The sequence below is a fragment of the Rhodococcus sp. GA1 genome, from assembly GCF_024321955.1.
Classification (GTDB): domain Bacteria; phylum Actinomycetota; class Actinomycetes; order Mycobacteriales; family Mycobacteriaceae; genus Rhodococcus; species Rhodococcus pyridinivorans.
Genome location: NZ_CP097186.1, coordinates 2,982,267 through 2,995,763 on the forward strand (window position 1 = coordinate 2,982,267; position 13,497 = coordinate 2,995,763).

14 protein-coding genes and 2 pseudogenes are annotated in these 13,497 nt (G+C 63.7%); 5 read left to right on the top strand and 11 right to left on the bottom strand.

Annotated features, from left to right (window positions below; genetic code table 11):
- Positions 1–226: 226 nt before the first annotated feature.
- From M3330_RS14160 to M3330_RS14175, 4 genes and pseudogenes are all read left to right on the top strand, one after another.
- Positions 227–853 carry an ATP-binding protein gene (locus M3330_RS14160; protein WP_255025073.1) on the top strand — a complete coding sequence of 209 codons (627 nt, stop codon included), beginning with the start codon at positions 227–229 and terminating at the stop codon, positions 851–853.
- On the top strand, positions 814–1,329 hold the full coding sequence (locus M3330_RS14165; protein WP_255025075.1) for a hypothetical protein: 516 nt from the start codon (positions 814–816) through the stop codon (positions 1,327–1,329). Before M3330_RS14160 ends, M3330_RS14165 begins: the two co-directional genes overlap by 40 nt.
- Positions 1,326–1,460 carry a hypothetical protein gene (locus tag M3330_RS14170; protein WP_255025077.1) on the top strand — a complete coding sequence of 45 codons (135 nt, stop codon included), beginning with the start codon at positions 1,326–1,328 and terminating at the stop codon, positions 1,458–1,460. The genes M3330_RS14165 and M3330_RS14170 overlap by 4 nt, the downstream gene beginning before the upstream one ends.
- Before the next feature lie 213 nt (positions 1,461–1,673).
- Positions 1,674–1,853, top strand: a pseudogene (locus M3330_RS14175) (hypothetical protein); the annotation flags it as partial.
- Positions 1,854–1,989: 136 nt separating this feature from the next.
- On the opposite strand, the gene M3330_RS14180 reads toward M3330_RS14175, so the two are convergent.
- The 11 genes and pseudogenes from M3330_RS14180 to M3330_RS14230 all read right to left on the bottom strand — a co-directional run bounded on the left by M3330_RS14180 (position 1,990) and on the right by M3330_RS14230 (position 12,433).
- Entirely contained in the window at positions 1,990–2,430 is a 441-nt protein-coding gene (locus M3330_RS14180; protein WP_255028911.1) for a DUF1931 family protein, read from the bottom strand.
- Between the two features lie 13 nt (positions 2,431–2,443).
- Positions 2,444–4,159 (bottom strand): FAD-dependent oxidoreductase, encoded by a 1,716-nt coding sequence (locus M3330_RS14185; protein WP_369683121.1) that lies wholly within the window; start codon positions 4,157–4,159, stop codon positions 2,444–2,446.
- Positions 4,137–4,403 (bottom strand): UBP-type zinc finger domain-containing protein, encoded by a 267-nt coding sequence (locus M3330_RS14190; protein ID WP_006551064.1) that lies wholly within the window; start codon positions 4,401–4,403, stop codon positions 4,137–4,139. The genes M3330_RS14185 and M3330_RS14190 overlap by 23 nt, the downstream gene beginning before the upstream one ends.
- Positions 4,400–4,852 carry a thioredoxin gene (gene trxA, locus M3330_RS14195; RefSeq protein ID WP_039957929.1) on the bottom strand — a complete coding sequence of 151 codons (453 nt, stop codon included), beginning with the start codon at positions 4,850–4,852 and terminating at the stop codon, positions 4,400–4,402. The genes M3330_RS14190 and trxA overlap by 4 nt, the downstream gene beginning before the upstream one ends.
- A 14-nt stretch (positions 4,853–4,866) precedes the next feature.
- On the bottom strand, positions 4,867–7,497 hold the full coding sequence (gene clpB, locus M3330_RS14200) for an ATP-dependent chaperone ClpB (RefSeq protein ID WP_200358827.1): 2,631 nt from the start codon (positions 7,495–7,497) through the stop codon (positions 4,867–4,869).
- Positions 7,479–7,808: a chaperone modulator CbpM gene (locus M3330_RS14205; protein WP_006930777.1), complete on the bottom strand. Its 330-nt coding sequence runs from the start codon at positions 7,806–7,808 to the stop codon at positions 7,479–7,481. Before M3330_RS14205 ends, clpB begins: the two co-directional genes overlap by 19 nt.
- On the bottom strand, positions 7,805–8,725 hold the full coding sequence (locus M3330_RS14210; protein WP_006930779.1) for a DnaJ C-terminal domain-containing protein: 921 nt from the start codon (positions 8,723–8,725) through the stop codon (positions 7,805–7,807). The genes M3330_RS14205 and M3330_RS14210 overlap by 4 nt, the downstream gene beginning before the upstream one ends.
- Positions 8,726–8,730: 5 nt before the next feature.
- The gene (locus M3330_RS14215) at positions 8,731–9,255 is read right to left on the bottom strand and encodes a nucleotide exchange factor GrpE (protein ID WP_200358825.1); all 525 of its coding nucleotides are present in this window, start codon (positions 9,253–9,255) and stop codon (positions 8,731–8,733) included.
- A gap of 8 nt (positions 9,256–9,263) precedes the next feature.
- The gene (gene dnaK / locus M3330_RS14220) at positions 9,264–11,144 is read right to left on the bottom strand and encodes a molecular chaperone DnaK (RefSeq protein ID WP_039584650.1); all 1,881 of its coding nucleotides are present in this window, start codon (positions 11,142–11,144) and stop codon (positions 9,264–9,266) included.
- 759 nt (positions 11,145–11,903) lie between these two features.
- Positions 11,904–12,011 (bottom strand): annotated as a pseudogene (locus tag M3330_RS14225) (ATP-binding protein); the annotation flags it as partial.
- On the bottom strand, positions 11,966–12,433 hold the full coding sequence (locus tag M3330_RS14230; protein WP_255029075.1) for a hypothetical protein: 468 nt from the start codon (positions 12,431–12,433) through the stop codon (positions 11,966–11,968). The gene M3330_RS14230 and the pseudogene M3330_RS14225, both read right to left, overlap by 46 nt.
- Before the next feature lie 205 nt (positions 12,434–12,638).
- On the opposite strand from M3330_RS14230, the gene M3330_RS14235 reads away from it, so the two are divergent.
- Entirely contained in the window at positions 12,639–13,463 is an 825-nt protein-coding gene (locus M3330_RS14235) for an IclR family transcriptional regulator (RefSeq protein WP_033097545.1), read from the top strand.
- Positions 13,464–13,497 lie beyond the last annotated feature (34 nt).

Consider the following 13,497-nt stretch of genomic DNA (forward strand, 5'->3'; position numbering starts at 1 on the left):
GGCGTCGGCGTAGCGGGAATGGCTCCGTCCGCAACCAGGGGCATCGCCGCCGCCGACCTCGCTCCAGTCGGGTCAGGCGACGGGTTTGAGCGCTGTGTATCCAGGCACGGTCGGGATTCGGATGGTTCCGGCGGTAGGCACTTCTGCGCGAGATCTCGCAGATCTGTGAGGCGATCCGCGCCCTCCAGGATGGGCGTCCAGGAGCGTGCCGAGCTGATGTCATCTCGTGAATCGGGGACTTTATGGGAAAGTATTGGAAAAGTCCATATCTCTCTATGCTGTTCCATACGGATCTAGAACTGAACCCCTTCAAGCCCGGGTCAGGATTGCGGCCTCCCGCGCTGGAAGGTCGGGACAAACAGATCGGGCGTTCGACTTGCTCGTCGCGCGAAGCAAGCGACGCAACTACGACCGGGGCATGGTCCTGTCCGGCCTGCGTGGAGTCGGTAAAACGACTTTGTTGAACACTCTCGCCGAACATGCCGACCGGGAAGGTTGGCTGACTATCGGCATCGAAGCACGACCCAACGCTGCCGGTACCGCCGCTGTGCGCGCCAAACTGGGCCAGGAACTGACTGTCGGCTTGCGCCGATACAGCCGCAAGCACAAAATTCGGAAGCTCGTCGATCCCCTGATCGAGCTGGCCCGCGGATTCTCCGTCGAAATCGGCCTCGGGCCGGCCACCGTCAACGTCGGCACCTCTCAACCCGCAGCCTCGAGCGGCGACATCGACCTCGACATTGAGGAACTCGTCGAAGCGATCACCGCCGCACTCAAACTCGGGGCAGCGCCTTCGGCCTGTTCATCGACGAAATGCAGGACCTCGACGCGGACCTGCTCTCGGCGCTGTTGACCGTCCAACACCGGGCCAGCCAGCGCGAATGGCCATTCTTCCTCATCGGCGCCGGCCTTCCCAACCTGCCTGCCATCCTGGCCGAGTACCGCTCCTACGCCGAACGTCAATTCCTCTACAGCACAGTCGGCCCCCTCGACAGAGACGCCGCCGCCGATGCGCTGAGGATCCCGGTTCGTCAACACGGAGGTGAGTTCACCGACGACGCGCTCGAAGTGCTCGTCACCGCCAGCGGCGGCTACCTGTACTTCCTGCAGGAGTATGGCAAGGCCATCTGGAACCTCGCACCGGAGGCGCCGTTTCAGACAGAAGATGCAGAACTTGCCGTCGAGGTCGGGCGGCGCCACCTCGATGAAGGTTTCTTTCCTTCCCGGTGGAATCGGGCTACGGACAGCGAACGCCGCTATCTGACGGCCATCGCCGCCACCGGTGAAGATGCACCGCGGTCGGGCAAGGTGGCCGAACTGATGGGGTGACCACCAGCGGTGTCAGCGACGTCCGCGAATCCGCGATCAAGAAAGGCCTGATCTGGGCGCCCGAGCACGGTCGGATCGCGTTCACCGTGCCCGGCATGGCGGATTTCATCCGGCGCCAACCCACCGTCTGACCCGTGCACCCGGCTGCAGAACTGGGACACCCACCGTCGCTCGTTGTGAAAGTTGCTTCATCACAACAGCACAGCGAACGGCAGGAGCAGTCATCAAGCGCACGACCGTCGGTGGAGACGAACGAGACGCCGTCACCCGCGTGAGCCGCTGGGTCACCAACTGCAAGCCTGGAAACGTCACGCCGATAATGGAACGCGCCCACCGCCGGGAACGTCGAGCAATACATCGGCGACTCGAAGATCGACTCGCGGTACGAGAGCACCATGGTCATCCAGGCGCAGGACTTCTTCCGGAAGATCGCCTGCGATCGCGGTGTGGCACGCATCCACGCCGCCGGCGAGATCAGGAAGTTCGTCGACTCGGATTCAGCCGACGCGCGTCGCAAGCCCGAGCATGTCCTGTGGGCCATCGTGTTCGAGGACGCAACGTTGTAGCGGTCCATTCCGCCTTTGTATCTCCGCCAGATCACATCGTCCTCGATGTGTCTGGCACGTTTGTCCGCCATCAGTGCCCGGTCGCTGGCTGGGTTCAGAGGAGTTGATGGAAGATGTCGAAGGCGACGCTCCATTCGGCGGTCCCGGGGTTTTTGCGGTCCGGCTCGACCGTGACGAAGGTATGCGCCAGCGCCACGCTCAGGCCTCCGGCGATCAGCGGCAGTCGTTGCTCGGTCTCCTCGGAGAGAGCCACGTCCAAGGGTGGCCGGGCCGCCAGTTGGTCGAGCAGGGGCTGTAGTTCGATTTCTTCGTCCAGCTTCTCGAACCGGTGGATGCTTTCCTGCAGCCCCTTGGTGATCGGCAGGTCCCACGGTTCGATCACGTCCCGCAGGTTTGCCTTTGCCGAGGCCTTGCCGATGAGGATCACGTCGTAGATCTTGTCGTCGATGAAATCTGTATAGCGTTTGAGATCGTTCCGGTCGACGTGCAGTCCAGCCGCTACCCGGAAGAACCGCTGGAATTTCACGGTGCCCATCACTGGCATGTCGTCAGCTCCTCTCGAAGTATTCATGGATTTGGCGAACCGCCATCGCTCCTTCACCGACAGCGGATGCGACCCGTTTTACCGAGCCGCTGCGGACGTCACCCGCTGCGAACAGACCGGCCCGGTTCGTTTCGAGTGTTCTCGACGGCGGGGCGTCGATTCTCTGGTTGCCGTCCTCACGGGCGGGGACGGCGTCCACGCCCGTGAGGACGAAGCCGTGATCGTCGAGCGCGATCGCGTCGGCCAGCCACCCGGTATGCGGCATCGCCCCGATGAAGACGAACAGAGCGTGCACCCGGATCCTGGCCTTGTCGCCCGTGCGATTGTCCTCGACCACAATCTCTTCGAGGTGCTTCTCGCCGTGGACCTGACGAATCTCGGTGTTCCGGTGCACGGTCACGCGCGGATGGCGTTCGATCTGGTCGACGAGATACCGGGACATACTTTTTCCGAGGTCGTGGCCGCGGATGAGGAGGTGAACGTGGGAAACTTGGTCTGCGAGGAAGACGGTGGCCTGGCCGGCGGAGTTTCCGCCGCCGACGATGGCTACAGGGTCGGTGCCGCACAGCCGCGCTTCCTGATTGGTTGCGGCGTAATACACGCTTCTCCCCTCCAGTGCCTCGATTCCCGGAACCTCCAACTTGCGATATCGCGCCCCGGTGGCGAGCACGACCGCCCGGGCGCGGATCTCGCCGCCGTCCGCCAGTTGGAGCACATGGTGCCCGCCCTCGGATCCCAAACCGGTCACCTCCGCCGACACGAGAAGGCGGGTACCGAACTTCCCGGCCTGAATCACGGCCCGCTCCGCCAATTCGGCACCGGAGATCCCCGCCGGAAAGCCCAGGTAGTTCTCGATCCGGGAGGAGGTGCTAGCCTGCCCACCTGCAGCGATCGACTCCAGTGTCACCGTGTTCAACCTGTCGGATGAGCCGTACACGGACGCGGCCAGACCCGCCGGTCCGGCACCTACGACGACGAGGTCGCATACGTCGTGCGCTGCGTCCGGGACCGGAAGCCCGACGATGCGGGCGAGTTCGGCGTTCGTCGGATTGCGCAGCACCTTCTCGCCGTGCCAGATCACGACGGGAGTGTCCTCTGGGGCGACACCCAGGCTTTGCAGCAGTTGCTCCGCCCGTTCGTCTTGCTCCAGATCGATCCATTTGTGGGGCAGCCGGTTGCGCATCGCGAACTCGCGAAGCCGCAACGTGTCCGGGGAATAGCAGGAGCCGATGATTCGGAACCCCGAACCGAGCCCGATCAGTAGGTGCCGGCGCACCAGGTAGGCCCGCAGGATCAGATCGCTGAGCACGAGGTCGTGGGCGACGAGCTCGCGCACCCGCTCGGCTGGGACGACGAGCACCTCGCCGTCCTCGATCGCCTCGGCGGTGAAGAACGCCACCTGGCCATCCAGCAGTCCGAGCTCGCCCAGGAATCGGCCCGGACCGTGCAGGCGCAATATCCGACGCTCACCGTCCTCGGCGCCCTCGTCGATGATCGCGACCTTGCCGGAAAGGACGACGAAGAAGTCGCTGCTGCGGGTGCCCGCTCGAATCAGCACCTCGCCGGCGTGAACCGATCGACGTGTGCCTCCGGTCTCGAGCGTCGCTACCTGGGCGTCCGTCAACCGCGGGAATGCCCCGACTGCATCCGGAGTCTCGTCGTCGACGAGCTGACCGTCGCCGAGGCGGGGGGCGTCCTCAGACGAAGTTCTGGTCGACATAACACCAGCGCCAATCTTCACCGGGTTCCATCGACTGGACGATCGGATGGCCAAGGGTGTGAGCGTGTGCGCTCGCGTGCTTGCCCGGCGAGGAGTCGCAGCATCCGACGTGTCCGCACGACAGACACAGCCTCAGATGTACCCACGGGGTGCCGAGGCGAAGACATTCCTCGCAACCTTGTGGAGTGCGGGGCGCCACGGCCCGGATCGCGGTCACGTGCGGGTCGGCATGGACCGAGGTCATGGCTTCGCCTCCTTGCCTGCTTTTTCCGAGAGCGCCTGATCGAGCCATGTGCGCAACACCGGTACCGGAGCGGCGCCCGCCTGACGAGCGAGGACTTCACCCCGGTCCATCACCAGCAGCGTCGGTACGGCGCGGACGGTGAACCGTTCGGCCGTCTGGGGTGCAGCGTCCACGTCAACCTTGACGAGCTTGATCTGACCTGCGCGTTCTGTGGCGAGCTGCTCGAGCGCGGGGCTGACCATTCGGCACGGAGCGCACCACGTCGCCCAGAGGTCAACGAGTACAGGCACCGAGGATTTCTCGGCGACCTCCGCGAAGTCGCCATCCCCTGCCGAGGCGATCCAGGGCAGCGGCTCGTGGCAATTTCCGCAGCGGGGTCTCCCGTTCCCGGCCGCCGGTACCCTGTTGACCTTGCCGCAGTGTGGGCACTTCACCTTGTCGGATCCCATGACGACACCCCTTCTCAGGTCGCGATGGCGGGTTCCGTATATGCGACGGACAGTTCGCCGTCATCGACCGTGACATCGATGGTGCCGCCCGGTTCGATTTCGCCGCGCAACAGCGCACGACCTATCCTGGTTTCGACCTCATGGGCGATATACCTGCGCAGGGGTCGTGCACCGTAGACCGGGTCGAAACCGTGTTCGGCGATGAGCCGGCGTGCTTCCGGTGTGATATTCAAGTGTATCTGTCTCTCTGACAATCTGTTCCGAAGATCGGTGAGTTGTAGCTCGACGATGTGCTCGATCTGGGGCAGCGTGAGCGGGGTGAACAACACGATGTCGTCGATCCGGTTGAGGAACTCGGGACGGAAGTGCCCGCGCAGTTCCGCCAGCACCCGCGCCCGGGCGTCCGGCTTGATCTCGCCGTCCGCTGTGACTCCGTCGAGGAGATGCTGGGATCCGATGTTCGAGGTCATGATGATCACCGTGTTCCGGAAATCGACCTGCCTGCCTTGAGAATCGGTGATCCGGCCGTCGTCGAGCACCTGTAGAAGGGTATTGAAGACGTCGGCATGGGCCTTCTCGATCTCGTCGAAGAGCACCACGGAGTACGGCTTGCGACGCACCGCCTCAGTGAGCTGACCCCCCTCGTCATACCCGACGTACCCGGGGGGCGCACCGATGAGCCTACTCACCGTGTGCCGTTCCTGGTACTCGCTCATGTCCAGGCGCACCATGTTGTCTTCGCTGTCGAAGAGGGCGCTGGCCAGCGTCTTTGCGAGTTCGGTCTTTCCCACGCCCGTCGGTCCCAGGAAGATGAACGAACCGATCGGCCGGCGCGGATCACGGATGCCGGACCTCGCCCGGATCACCGCGTCTGCGACCAGTTGCACCGCCTCGTCCTGACCGACGACCCTCTCGTGCAGGATCTCGTCGAGCTTCAACAGTTTCTCCCGCTCGCCTTCCTGCAGTCGAGCGACCGGGATACCCGTCCATGCGGCCACGATTTCTGCGATCTCGTCTTCGGTGACCACCTCGCGCAGCAACGGATTGCGGCCTTGCCTGGTGGCCAATTGCTCCTCCGCCGCCTTGAGTTTGCGTTCGAGTTCGGTGATCTCGCCGTATCGCAGCTCGGCGGCCCGATTGAGGTCGTAATTGCGTTCGGCCTCCTCGGCTTCGTGTCGCAATCGTTCCAGCTCTCCCCGTAGCTCCTGCACCCGACGGATCGCTTGGCGCTCTGCCTCCCACTGAGCGTGCCGGGCGTCGGTCTCGGCCCGCAGATCGGCCAGTTCCTTACGCAACTCCTCGAGGCGTGTCTTGCTGGCGGCGTCCGTTTCCTTGGACAGGGCGGCCTCTTCGATCTCCAGCCGGGTCACTTTCCGGGTGAGTTCGTCGAGTTCGGCGGGCATCGAGTCGATTTCGGTTCGTAGCCGGGCGCACGCTTCATCTACCAGGTCGATCGCCTTGTCCGGAAGGAAACGGTCGGTGATGTACCGGTGCGAGAGGGTCACGGCGGCCACCAGTGCGCCGTCCTGGATCTTCACGCCGTGAAACACCTCGAGGCGTTCTCGAAGTCCGCGCAGAATCGAGATTGCATCCTCGGCACTGGGCTCGTCGACGAGAACGGTCTGGAATCGACGCTCCAATGCTGCATCGGATTCGATGTGCTTGCGATACTCGTCGAGAGTGGTGGCACCGATCATGTGCAGTTCGCCGCGGGCGAGCATCGGTTTGAGCATGTTGCCGGCGTCGAGAGATCCCTCGCCGCCGACCGATCCTGCGCCGACGACGGTGTGTAACTCGTCGACGAACAACAGGATGCGCCCCTCGGCCGCTTTCACCTCGGACAGCACCGCCTGCAGCCGTTCCTCGAACTCGCCGCGGTACTTCGCGCCGGCCACCAGGGAACCCATGTCGAGCGAGAAGATCGTTTTGTCGCGTAGGCCCTCGGGCACGTCGCCGCGGACGATCCGCTGGGCGAGTCCCTCGACGATCGCGGTCTTGCCGACGCCGGGGTCGCCGATCAGCACCGGATTGTTCTTCGTTTTCCGGCTCAGGATCTGCGTTACCCTGCGGATTTCGGCGTCTCGCCCGATGACCGGATCGAGTTTGCCTGCTCGGCCCTCGGAGACGAGGTCGCGTCCGTACTTCTCGAGCGCCTCGTACGCCCCCTCCGGGGTGGCCGAGGTGACGCGCTGGTTGCCGCGCACTGTGGTCAAGGCGGCGAGGAAGGTCTCTCGTGTGACCCCATGGCTGGTGAGAACCCGTCCGGCCGCACTGGTCGACCCCTCCTCGGAGAGGGCCATCACGAGATGCTCCACCGACACGTAGGAATCCTTGAGTCGCTTTGCCTCTCGTTCGGCGGCGTCGAGCAGTCTGGCCAGGCGCTGGGTGATCATCACCTGACCGGGCGTCGCACCGGGGCCGCTGACCTTCGGCCTACGCATGAGTGCCTGTTCCAGATCGGAGCGTAGGGCGTCGACGTTCGCACCGGTCTGCTCGAGCAGTCGCGGTACGAGCCCTTCCTGCTGATCGACCAACGCGAGCAGCAGGTGCTCTCCGTCGACCTCGGTGTGGCCCATTCTGGTCGCGATGTTCTGGGCCTCCTGCAGGGCTTCTCGTGACCTTTCAGTCAGACTGCCGGTGTCCATGGGGGTGTCTTCCTTCCGTGGGACGCTGCTTCGAGTTTCTCGATTCGATCCAGCAGATCGAGCACGAGCCCGATTGCCGAGTAGTTCAGGCCTAGACCCGTCCGCAACCGTTGGATGCGGGCAGCGTGGGCCACTGCTGACGGTTCGAACAATATTTCGCCGCCGGGGTCGCGGCGTGCGTCGATCAGGCCGAGAGCCACGAGTTTTCTTGCCAGGTCGGGGTGCAGCCCGGTACGTTCGGCGAAGACATCCAGCGACATTCCGGTACGGCGAACCAATATGTACTGGGTGCCCGGGGTCGGGGTGCTCATGGCTGTTTCCTCGGGTCGAAGTTCGATTCGGCGGCCAACTGTTCGAACAGCTCGCGTTCACGTGCTGTCGGTTTCGATGGCACCATCACCTTGATCTCGGCGTAGAGGTTGCCGTTGGAGCCTCGCGGGTTGGGCATGCCTTCTCCGCGCAGGCGCAGCTTCCTACCTGTCGACGAGCCCGGTACGACTTTGACTTTCGCCTCACCGCCGGGAGTGGGAACGGCGACCGTCGCGCCGAGTGCTGCTTCCCAGGGGGAGACGGGAAGGTCGACGTAGATGTCCCGGCCCTGTACGCGGAACCGGGAATGCGGTTTGATCCGGACCACGAGGTACAGATCCCCGGGCGGTGCGCCGCCGTTGCCTCGGCCCCCTTGCCCAGCCAGCCGGATTCTTTGGCCGTCGAGGACACCGACCGGAATGTTGACGTCGTATCGTCGTCCGTCCAGACGGAGAGTGCGTTTGCCGCCCCGGTACGCCTCTTCCAGGGTCAGTTCCAGTTCCGCTTCCTGATCGGCGCCGGGAATCGGGCCGTACGCGCCACCGCCGCCGAACATCTGTCCGAAGAGGTCCTCGAAGTCGACGCCCCCCTCGCCGTCTGTGCCGTGTCCGAAGTGCACCCTCCGGCCCCCACCGCTGTACCTTCCGCCGCCGTACCCGCCGGCGCTTGCCCGGACCCGTTCGTCGTAGTCCTCGGGTACCCGACGGAAGTCGTCCCCGAATCGGTCGTAGCGTTTCCGGGTGTCTGGGTCGGATAACACTTGGTAGGCCTCATTGATCTCTTTGAACTTGTCTTCCGCAGTGGGGTCTTTGTTGATGTCGGGGTGATATTTGCGGGCAAGTCGGCGGTAGGCCTGCTGGATTTCGTCGGTGTCGGCGCTGCGCGGGACCCCGAGCGCTTCGTAGTAGTCACGCGCCATGGCGCTCACTCCTCAGGTCGGCTGACGACCACGGTGGCGGGACGCAACTGCTGTCCGTTTTCTCCGTAACCTGGCCGCAAGACCTCGATCACGGTTCCGGAGGGAAGGTCGGGTTGGGTCACCACACTGACTACTTCGTGGAGTTCCGGGGTGAACGGCACACCGACCTCGTCGTGGCGCTCGAAGCCGAGCCGTGACAGTATCTGCACCGCTTGGTCCCGGATTGCCTTCACACCCTCGACGACGGCCTGAGGATCGCTATCCGCATGGGCCAGCGCGAGCTCCAAGTTGTCCAGGACAGGCAGCCACGCCGCCGATACCCTCGCTGTCTCCGCGGCGCGTTCACGGTCGAGATCGTTGGCATACCGCTTGCGCAGGTTGTCCAGATCTGCGAGTGCTCTGCGCCAGCGGTCCTCGAGTCGAGCCAGCTTGGCTTCGGTATCGGTGTGATCAGGCCTCGTCTCGGTCTGGTCCGTGTCAGTACGGTCGGTAGCCTGCTCGGTCGTCGAATGATCAGCAGATCTGTCCATCAGGTGCCTTAGCTCCGATCGAACTCGGCGTCGATCACGTCGTCGTCATCCGACGACGCAGCGTCTCTTCCGCCGGTCTGGTATCCCTCGCCGCCGTTTTGAACCGCTGCAAGCCCGTAGAGCAACTGCTGCAGCTCCGAGGTCAGTGGCTCTACCTCCGAGGGTGGAGCACCGTCTTCTACAGCCTTCCTCGCGTCGGCGATCAACATCTCGGCACGCGCTTTCTCGTGCGGTGGCGCACTGTCACCCAGTTCGGCAAGTCGCCGTTCCACCTGGTAGGCAACCGAATCGAGGGCGTTACGTGCGTCGACCGCCTTGCGCAGCTCCTCGTCCTCACGCCGGTTCCGTTCGGCCTCGGCGAGCATGCGCTCGACCTCGCTCTGGTCGAGGTTGCCCTGTTCGCTGATCGTGATGCTCTGCTCCTTGCCGGTGTCTTTGTCACGGGCGGTGACGTTGAGAATGCCGTTGGCATCGATATCGAATGTGACTTCGACCTGCGCCTCGCCGCGTGGCGCAGGTCGGATGTCTTCCAGCCGGAACCGGCCCAGCACCCGGTTGTCGGCGGCGCGTTCGCGTTCGCCCTGCAGGACTACGACGTCCACGGCGGACTGATTGTCTTCCGCTGTGGAGAACACTTCGCTGCGTCGGGCGGGGATCGTCGTGTTGCGCTCGATGATCTTGGTCATTACCCCGCCCTGCGTCTCGACGCCGAGGGACAGTGGGGTGACGTCGAGCAACAGTACGTCGGAGACCTCACCTTTGAGCACGCCTGCCTGGACCGCGGCACCGAGCGCCACGACCTCGTCCGGGTTGACGCCCATGTGGGGATCCTTACCGCCGGTGAGCCGGCGAACGAGTGCCTGTACCGCCGGAATGCGTGTCGAACCACCGACCAGGATCACCTCGTGGATGTCGTTGGCGGTGATCTTGGCGTCACTCATTGCCTGCTTTACCGGACCGAGGCAGCGTTCCACCAGATCTGCCGTCAGATCCTCGAACTTCGATCGCATGATCGTGGTGGTGAGGTGTTTGGGGCCGTTCGCGTCTGCGGTGACGAAGGGCAGGTTGACCTGGGCTTGAGTTACCGAGGACAACTCGACCTTGGCCTTCTCTGCCGCCTCGAAGAGTCGTTGCAGCGCTTGTGGATCCTTGCGTAGATCGATGTTCTCCGCGCTCTGGAACTCGTCGGCGAGGTAGTCCACCAGGCGCCGGTCGAAATCGTCTCCGCCGAGGTGGGAGTCGCCGGCCGTCGAGCGAACCTCGACTACTCCCTCGCCGACATCGAGCAGGCTCACATCGAACGTGCCGCCGCCGAGGTCGAAGACCAGTACGGTCTCGTGGGTCTGTTTGTCCATGCCGTACGCCAATGCCGCCGCGGTCGGCTCGTTGATGATCCGCAGGACCTCGAGGCCCGCGATCCGGCCGGCGTCCTTGGTGGCGTTGCGCTGCGCGTCGTTGAAGTAGGCCGGAACGGTGATGACCGCTTCCTTGACCTTCTCGCCAAGGAACTTGCTGGCGTCGTCGACGAGTTTGCGCAGCACCAGGGCACTGATCTCCTCTGGTGCGTACTTCTTACCTCGCACGTCGAATCGTGCCTCACCGTTGTCGCCCGGTACGACGTCGAAGCTGACCGCTTTGGCCTCCTCGGAGATCTCGTCGAAATGACGTCCGATGAAGCGTTTCGCCGAGTAGATCGTGCCCTTCGGGTTCAGGATCGCCTGTCGTCGGGCCAGCTGACCCACCAGGCGCTCGCCGCTATCGGTGAATGCCACCACCGACGGCGTCGTCCGCGCACCCTCGACATTGGAGATCACCACCGGTTCGCCGCCTTGCCAGCTTGCGATGACCGAGTTGGTGGTGCCCAAGTCGATGCCTACCGCAGTTGCCATGATTCATTCCTTTCGATTGGTCCGGCCCGGTGAGTCGGCGGACGGCTCGGTCCGCGACTTCGACGTCGGCGAGGACTTCGGAGTGCCGTGGTTGTGTAGGGACATGGTCGTAAGGACTGGGAACGAGGTGAAGTCGCGCTGGCTGCCCTGTCCTGTGATGCGTGCATGAGCAGGCCGAACGGAGCGCCGACAACGGCACCGAAGATCGGCGCGTAGAAGCTGAGATCGAGGCGGGTACACGGCGGCCGGCCTCGGTGGAGTAATCCAAAGATCCAGCCTAATGGTGTAGCTGTCCACGCGCCCGCGGCGGCGCGGGCGCGGTCCAGCGGTAGTTCAGTGTGCCGATGACCTATTCGACGTGTGCTGCCGCTGCCGCGGATGCCTGGGGTTTTGCGTAGGGGCAGTCCCAGTGTCATCCGATGCGGTTCGGCCGCAGTGAGAATTGTCGCGTCAGGATTGCGTGAGTCCTGCATGTACCTGGCCTCTACTCGGTCCGGGGCACTTCTCAGTATCGCCCAGAACGGTGCCTACCGTCATGGAATGGGGGAATCGACGCAGCGGGTTCAAGTATTGGTCGTAACCCTGCTGATTGGAGAGAAGTGTGCGGATGGGACGAAGAGAGCAAGACGGGAGTCGAGTGTCGACAACGCTTGAATTCGAGGCCGATGCGACGGTGGAGAACGAGAGCACCGTGTCGGTGTGTGGCTAGTCTGCCTAATTCTCCATTCTGATCCTGGGAAGACTGTCGATCCCGCGTCCTCAAAGGCGGTAGCCGGCACCTTTGAGCGTCAACACGTCGGCGTGATGGACGATCCGGTCGATCATCGCGGCGGCGACGGCCTGATCACCGAAGACTCGACCTGACCTTCGTCGCCCGGCGGGACCGCTCCGCGGGGCATCGTGGCTTTCGACGCCGCGACCCGATCGGCGAATCTCGCCGAAATATAGCGACGCACAGTTGATTCCGATACCGGGACACCGTGGTCGTCGCGCAGTCGTTGCGCGATCGTTGCTACGGTCACCGACTCGTCGAGCTGGCCTTCGATCCAGGTGTGGTGGGCGGCGATCGCCGGCCAGGTCACCGCCCGCGCCGTCGGGTCCACCACTTCGGGGAACCAGACCGCGATCAACTCGCGCCACAGGTTCTCGTCGAATCTGTAGCCGTCGCCGGGGGCAGCCCCGCCTCCAGCGCAGGGGCCAGGTACTTGCGGATGGGGAATTTCATGACCGCTGACAACCGCAGGAACCGCATGGTTCGATCCGGTCAGCGGAGACGAGGGAAGCGACACGCGGGCCGAGATATCTGTGCGCCTCGGGGGATCGAAGGTCGCGGTTGGTGGCTGTCGGTCGTGAACTCGTGCGCTCGAGGTCATTCATTCGTGCGCTTCAGGACATGTTCGTTCTCTGCTCGGCCACCTAGTGTTCCACCTCACAGCGATGCGACGGGGTTGCTCAACCGTCATCCAGATTGAACTTTGAAAGGTGGCTGTCGGCGTGGCTGGTCTGCAAACAGTGCAAAAGATTGGTCCGGTGCTCGATCTGTTCACAGTTCAGCGTCCGGAATGGGGTGTTTCCGAAGTTGCAGCGGCCATCGACGTGCCCCGGTCGAGTGCTCATGCATTGCTGGCCAGTCTCGTCGACACCGGGTTGTTGCAGTGCCGGAATCGCGGCCGATACCGGCTCGGCTGGCGCATCGTCGAATTGGGGGAAACACTCCGCAGCACTGTGGACGTACGGTCCTGTTCCGCTCCTGTGTTGGAAGAGCTGGTCGAAAACTATGGAGAAACGACACACCTGGCCATCATGGAACGCTGGAGTGTCCTCTACGTCGACAAGGTGATCGGTACGCACAACATCACCGTGCAGGGGGCTCGAGTGGGCACCCGGCTCGATGCCCACTCCACAGCTGTGGGCAAGGTCCTGCTCGCGCAACTCGACAAGACTGAATTGCAGCGGTACTTGACAGCGCGTCCGTTACGTCGATTGACACCGTCGACGACTACGAGTCCGCATGCGCTCGCCGATGCTCTCGAAATGACTCGCATGGCTGGTGTCGCGGTGGACATGGGCGAGACGGTGTCGGAGGTGCACTGTGTCGCCGCACCGGTACGAGACGACATGGGTTCGGTGGTTGCTGCAGTGAGCATAAGTGTTCCGGCCACCCGATTCGCTTCGCGGCGAGCTCAACTCGAGCGTGCTGTGATCGCTGCCGCCAACAAGATCACTCGCTCTATTGCCGAGGCGGCGGACATCGTTCCACTCGAATCCCGGAACCACCCATCGCTGGAGCCGGTCGGTAGCTGTCCCCGAGCGTCCTGACATCTGTATCAACCGCACGACACAACCGAGGAAC

Bases quoted from the DNA above. Each gene is read 5' to 3' on its own strand.
- M3330_RS14165 (WP_255025075.1), top strand. From the start codon at position 814: ATGCAGGACCTCGACGCGGACCTGCTCTCGGCGCTGTTGACCGTCCAA.
- M3330_RS14180 (WP_255028911.1), bottom strand. From the start codon at position 2,430: ATGGGCACCGTGAAATTCCAGCGGTTCTTCCGGGTAGCGGCTGGACTG.
- M3330_RS14185 (WP_369683121.1), bottom strand. From the start codon at position 4,159: ATGTCGACCAGAACTTCGTCTGAGGACGCCCCCCGCCTCGGCGACGGT.
- M3330_RS14190 (WP_006551064.1), bottom strand. From the start codon at position 4,403: ATGACCTCGGTCCATGCCGACCCGCACGTGACCGCGATCCGGGCCGTG.
- trxA (WP_039957929.1), bottom strand. From the start codon at position 4,852: ATGGGATCCGACAAGGTGAAGTGCCCACACTGCGGCAAGGTCAACAGG.
- clpB (WP_200358827.1), bottom strand. From the start codon at position 7,497: ATGGACACCGGCAGTCTGACTGAAAGGTCACGAGAAGCCCTGCAGGAG.
- M3330_RS14205 (WP_006930777.1), bottom strand. From the start codon at position 7,808: ATGAGCACCCCGACCCCGGGCACCCAGTACATATTGGTTCGCCGTACC.
- M3330_RS14210 (WP_006930779.1), bottom strand. From the start codon at position 8,725: ATGGCGCGTGACTACTACGAAGCGCTCGGGGTCCCGCGCAGCGCCGAC.
- M3330_RS14215 (WP_200358825.1), bottom strand. From the start codon at position 9,255: ATGGACAGATCTGCTGATCATTCGACGACCGAGCAGGCTACCGACCGT.
- dnaK (WP_039584650.1), bottom strand. From the start codon at position 11,144: ATGGCAACTGCGGTAGGCATCGACTTGGGCACCACCAACTCGGTCATC.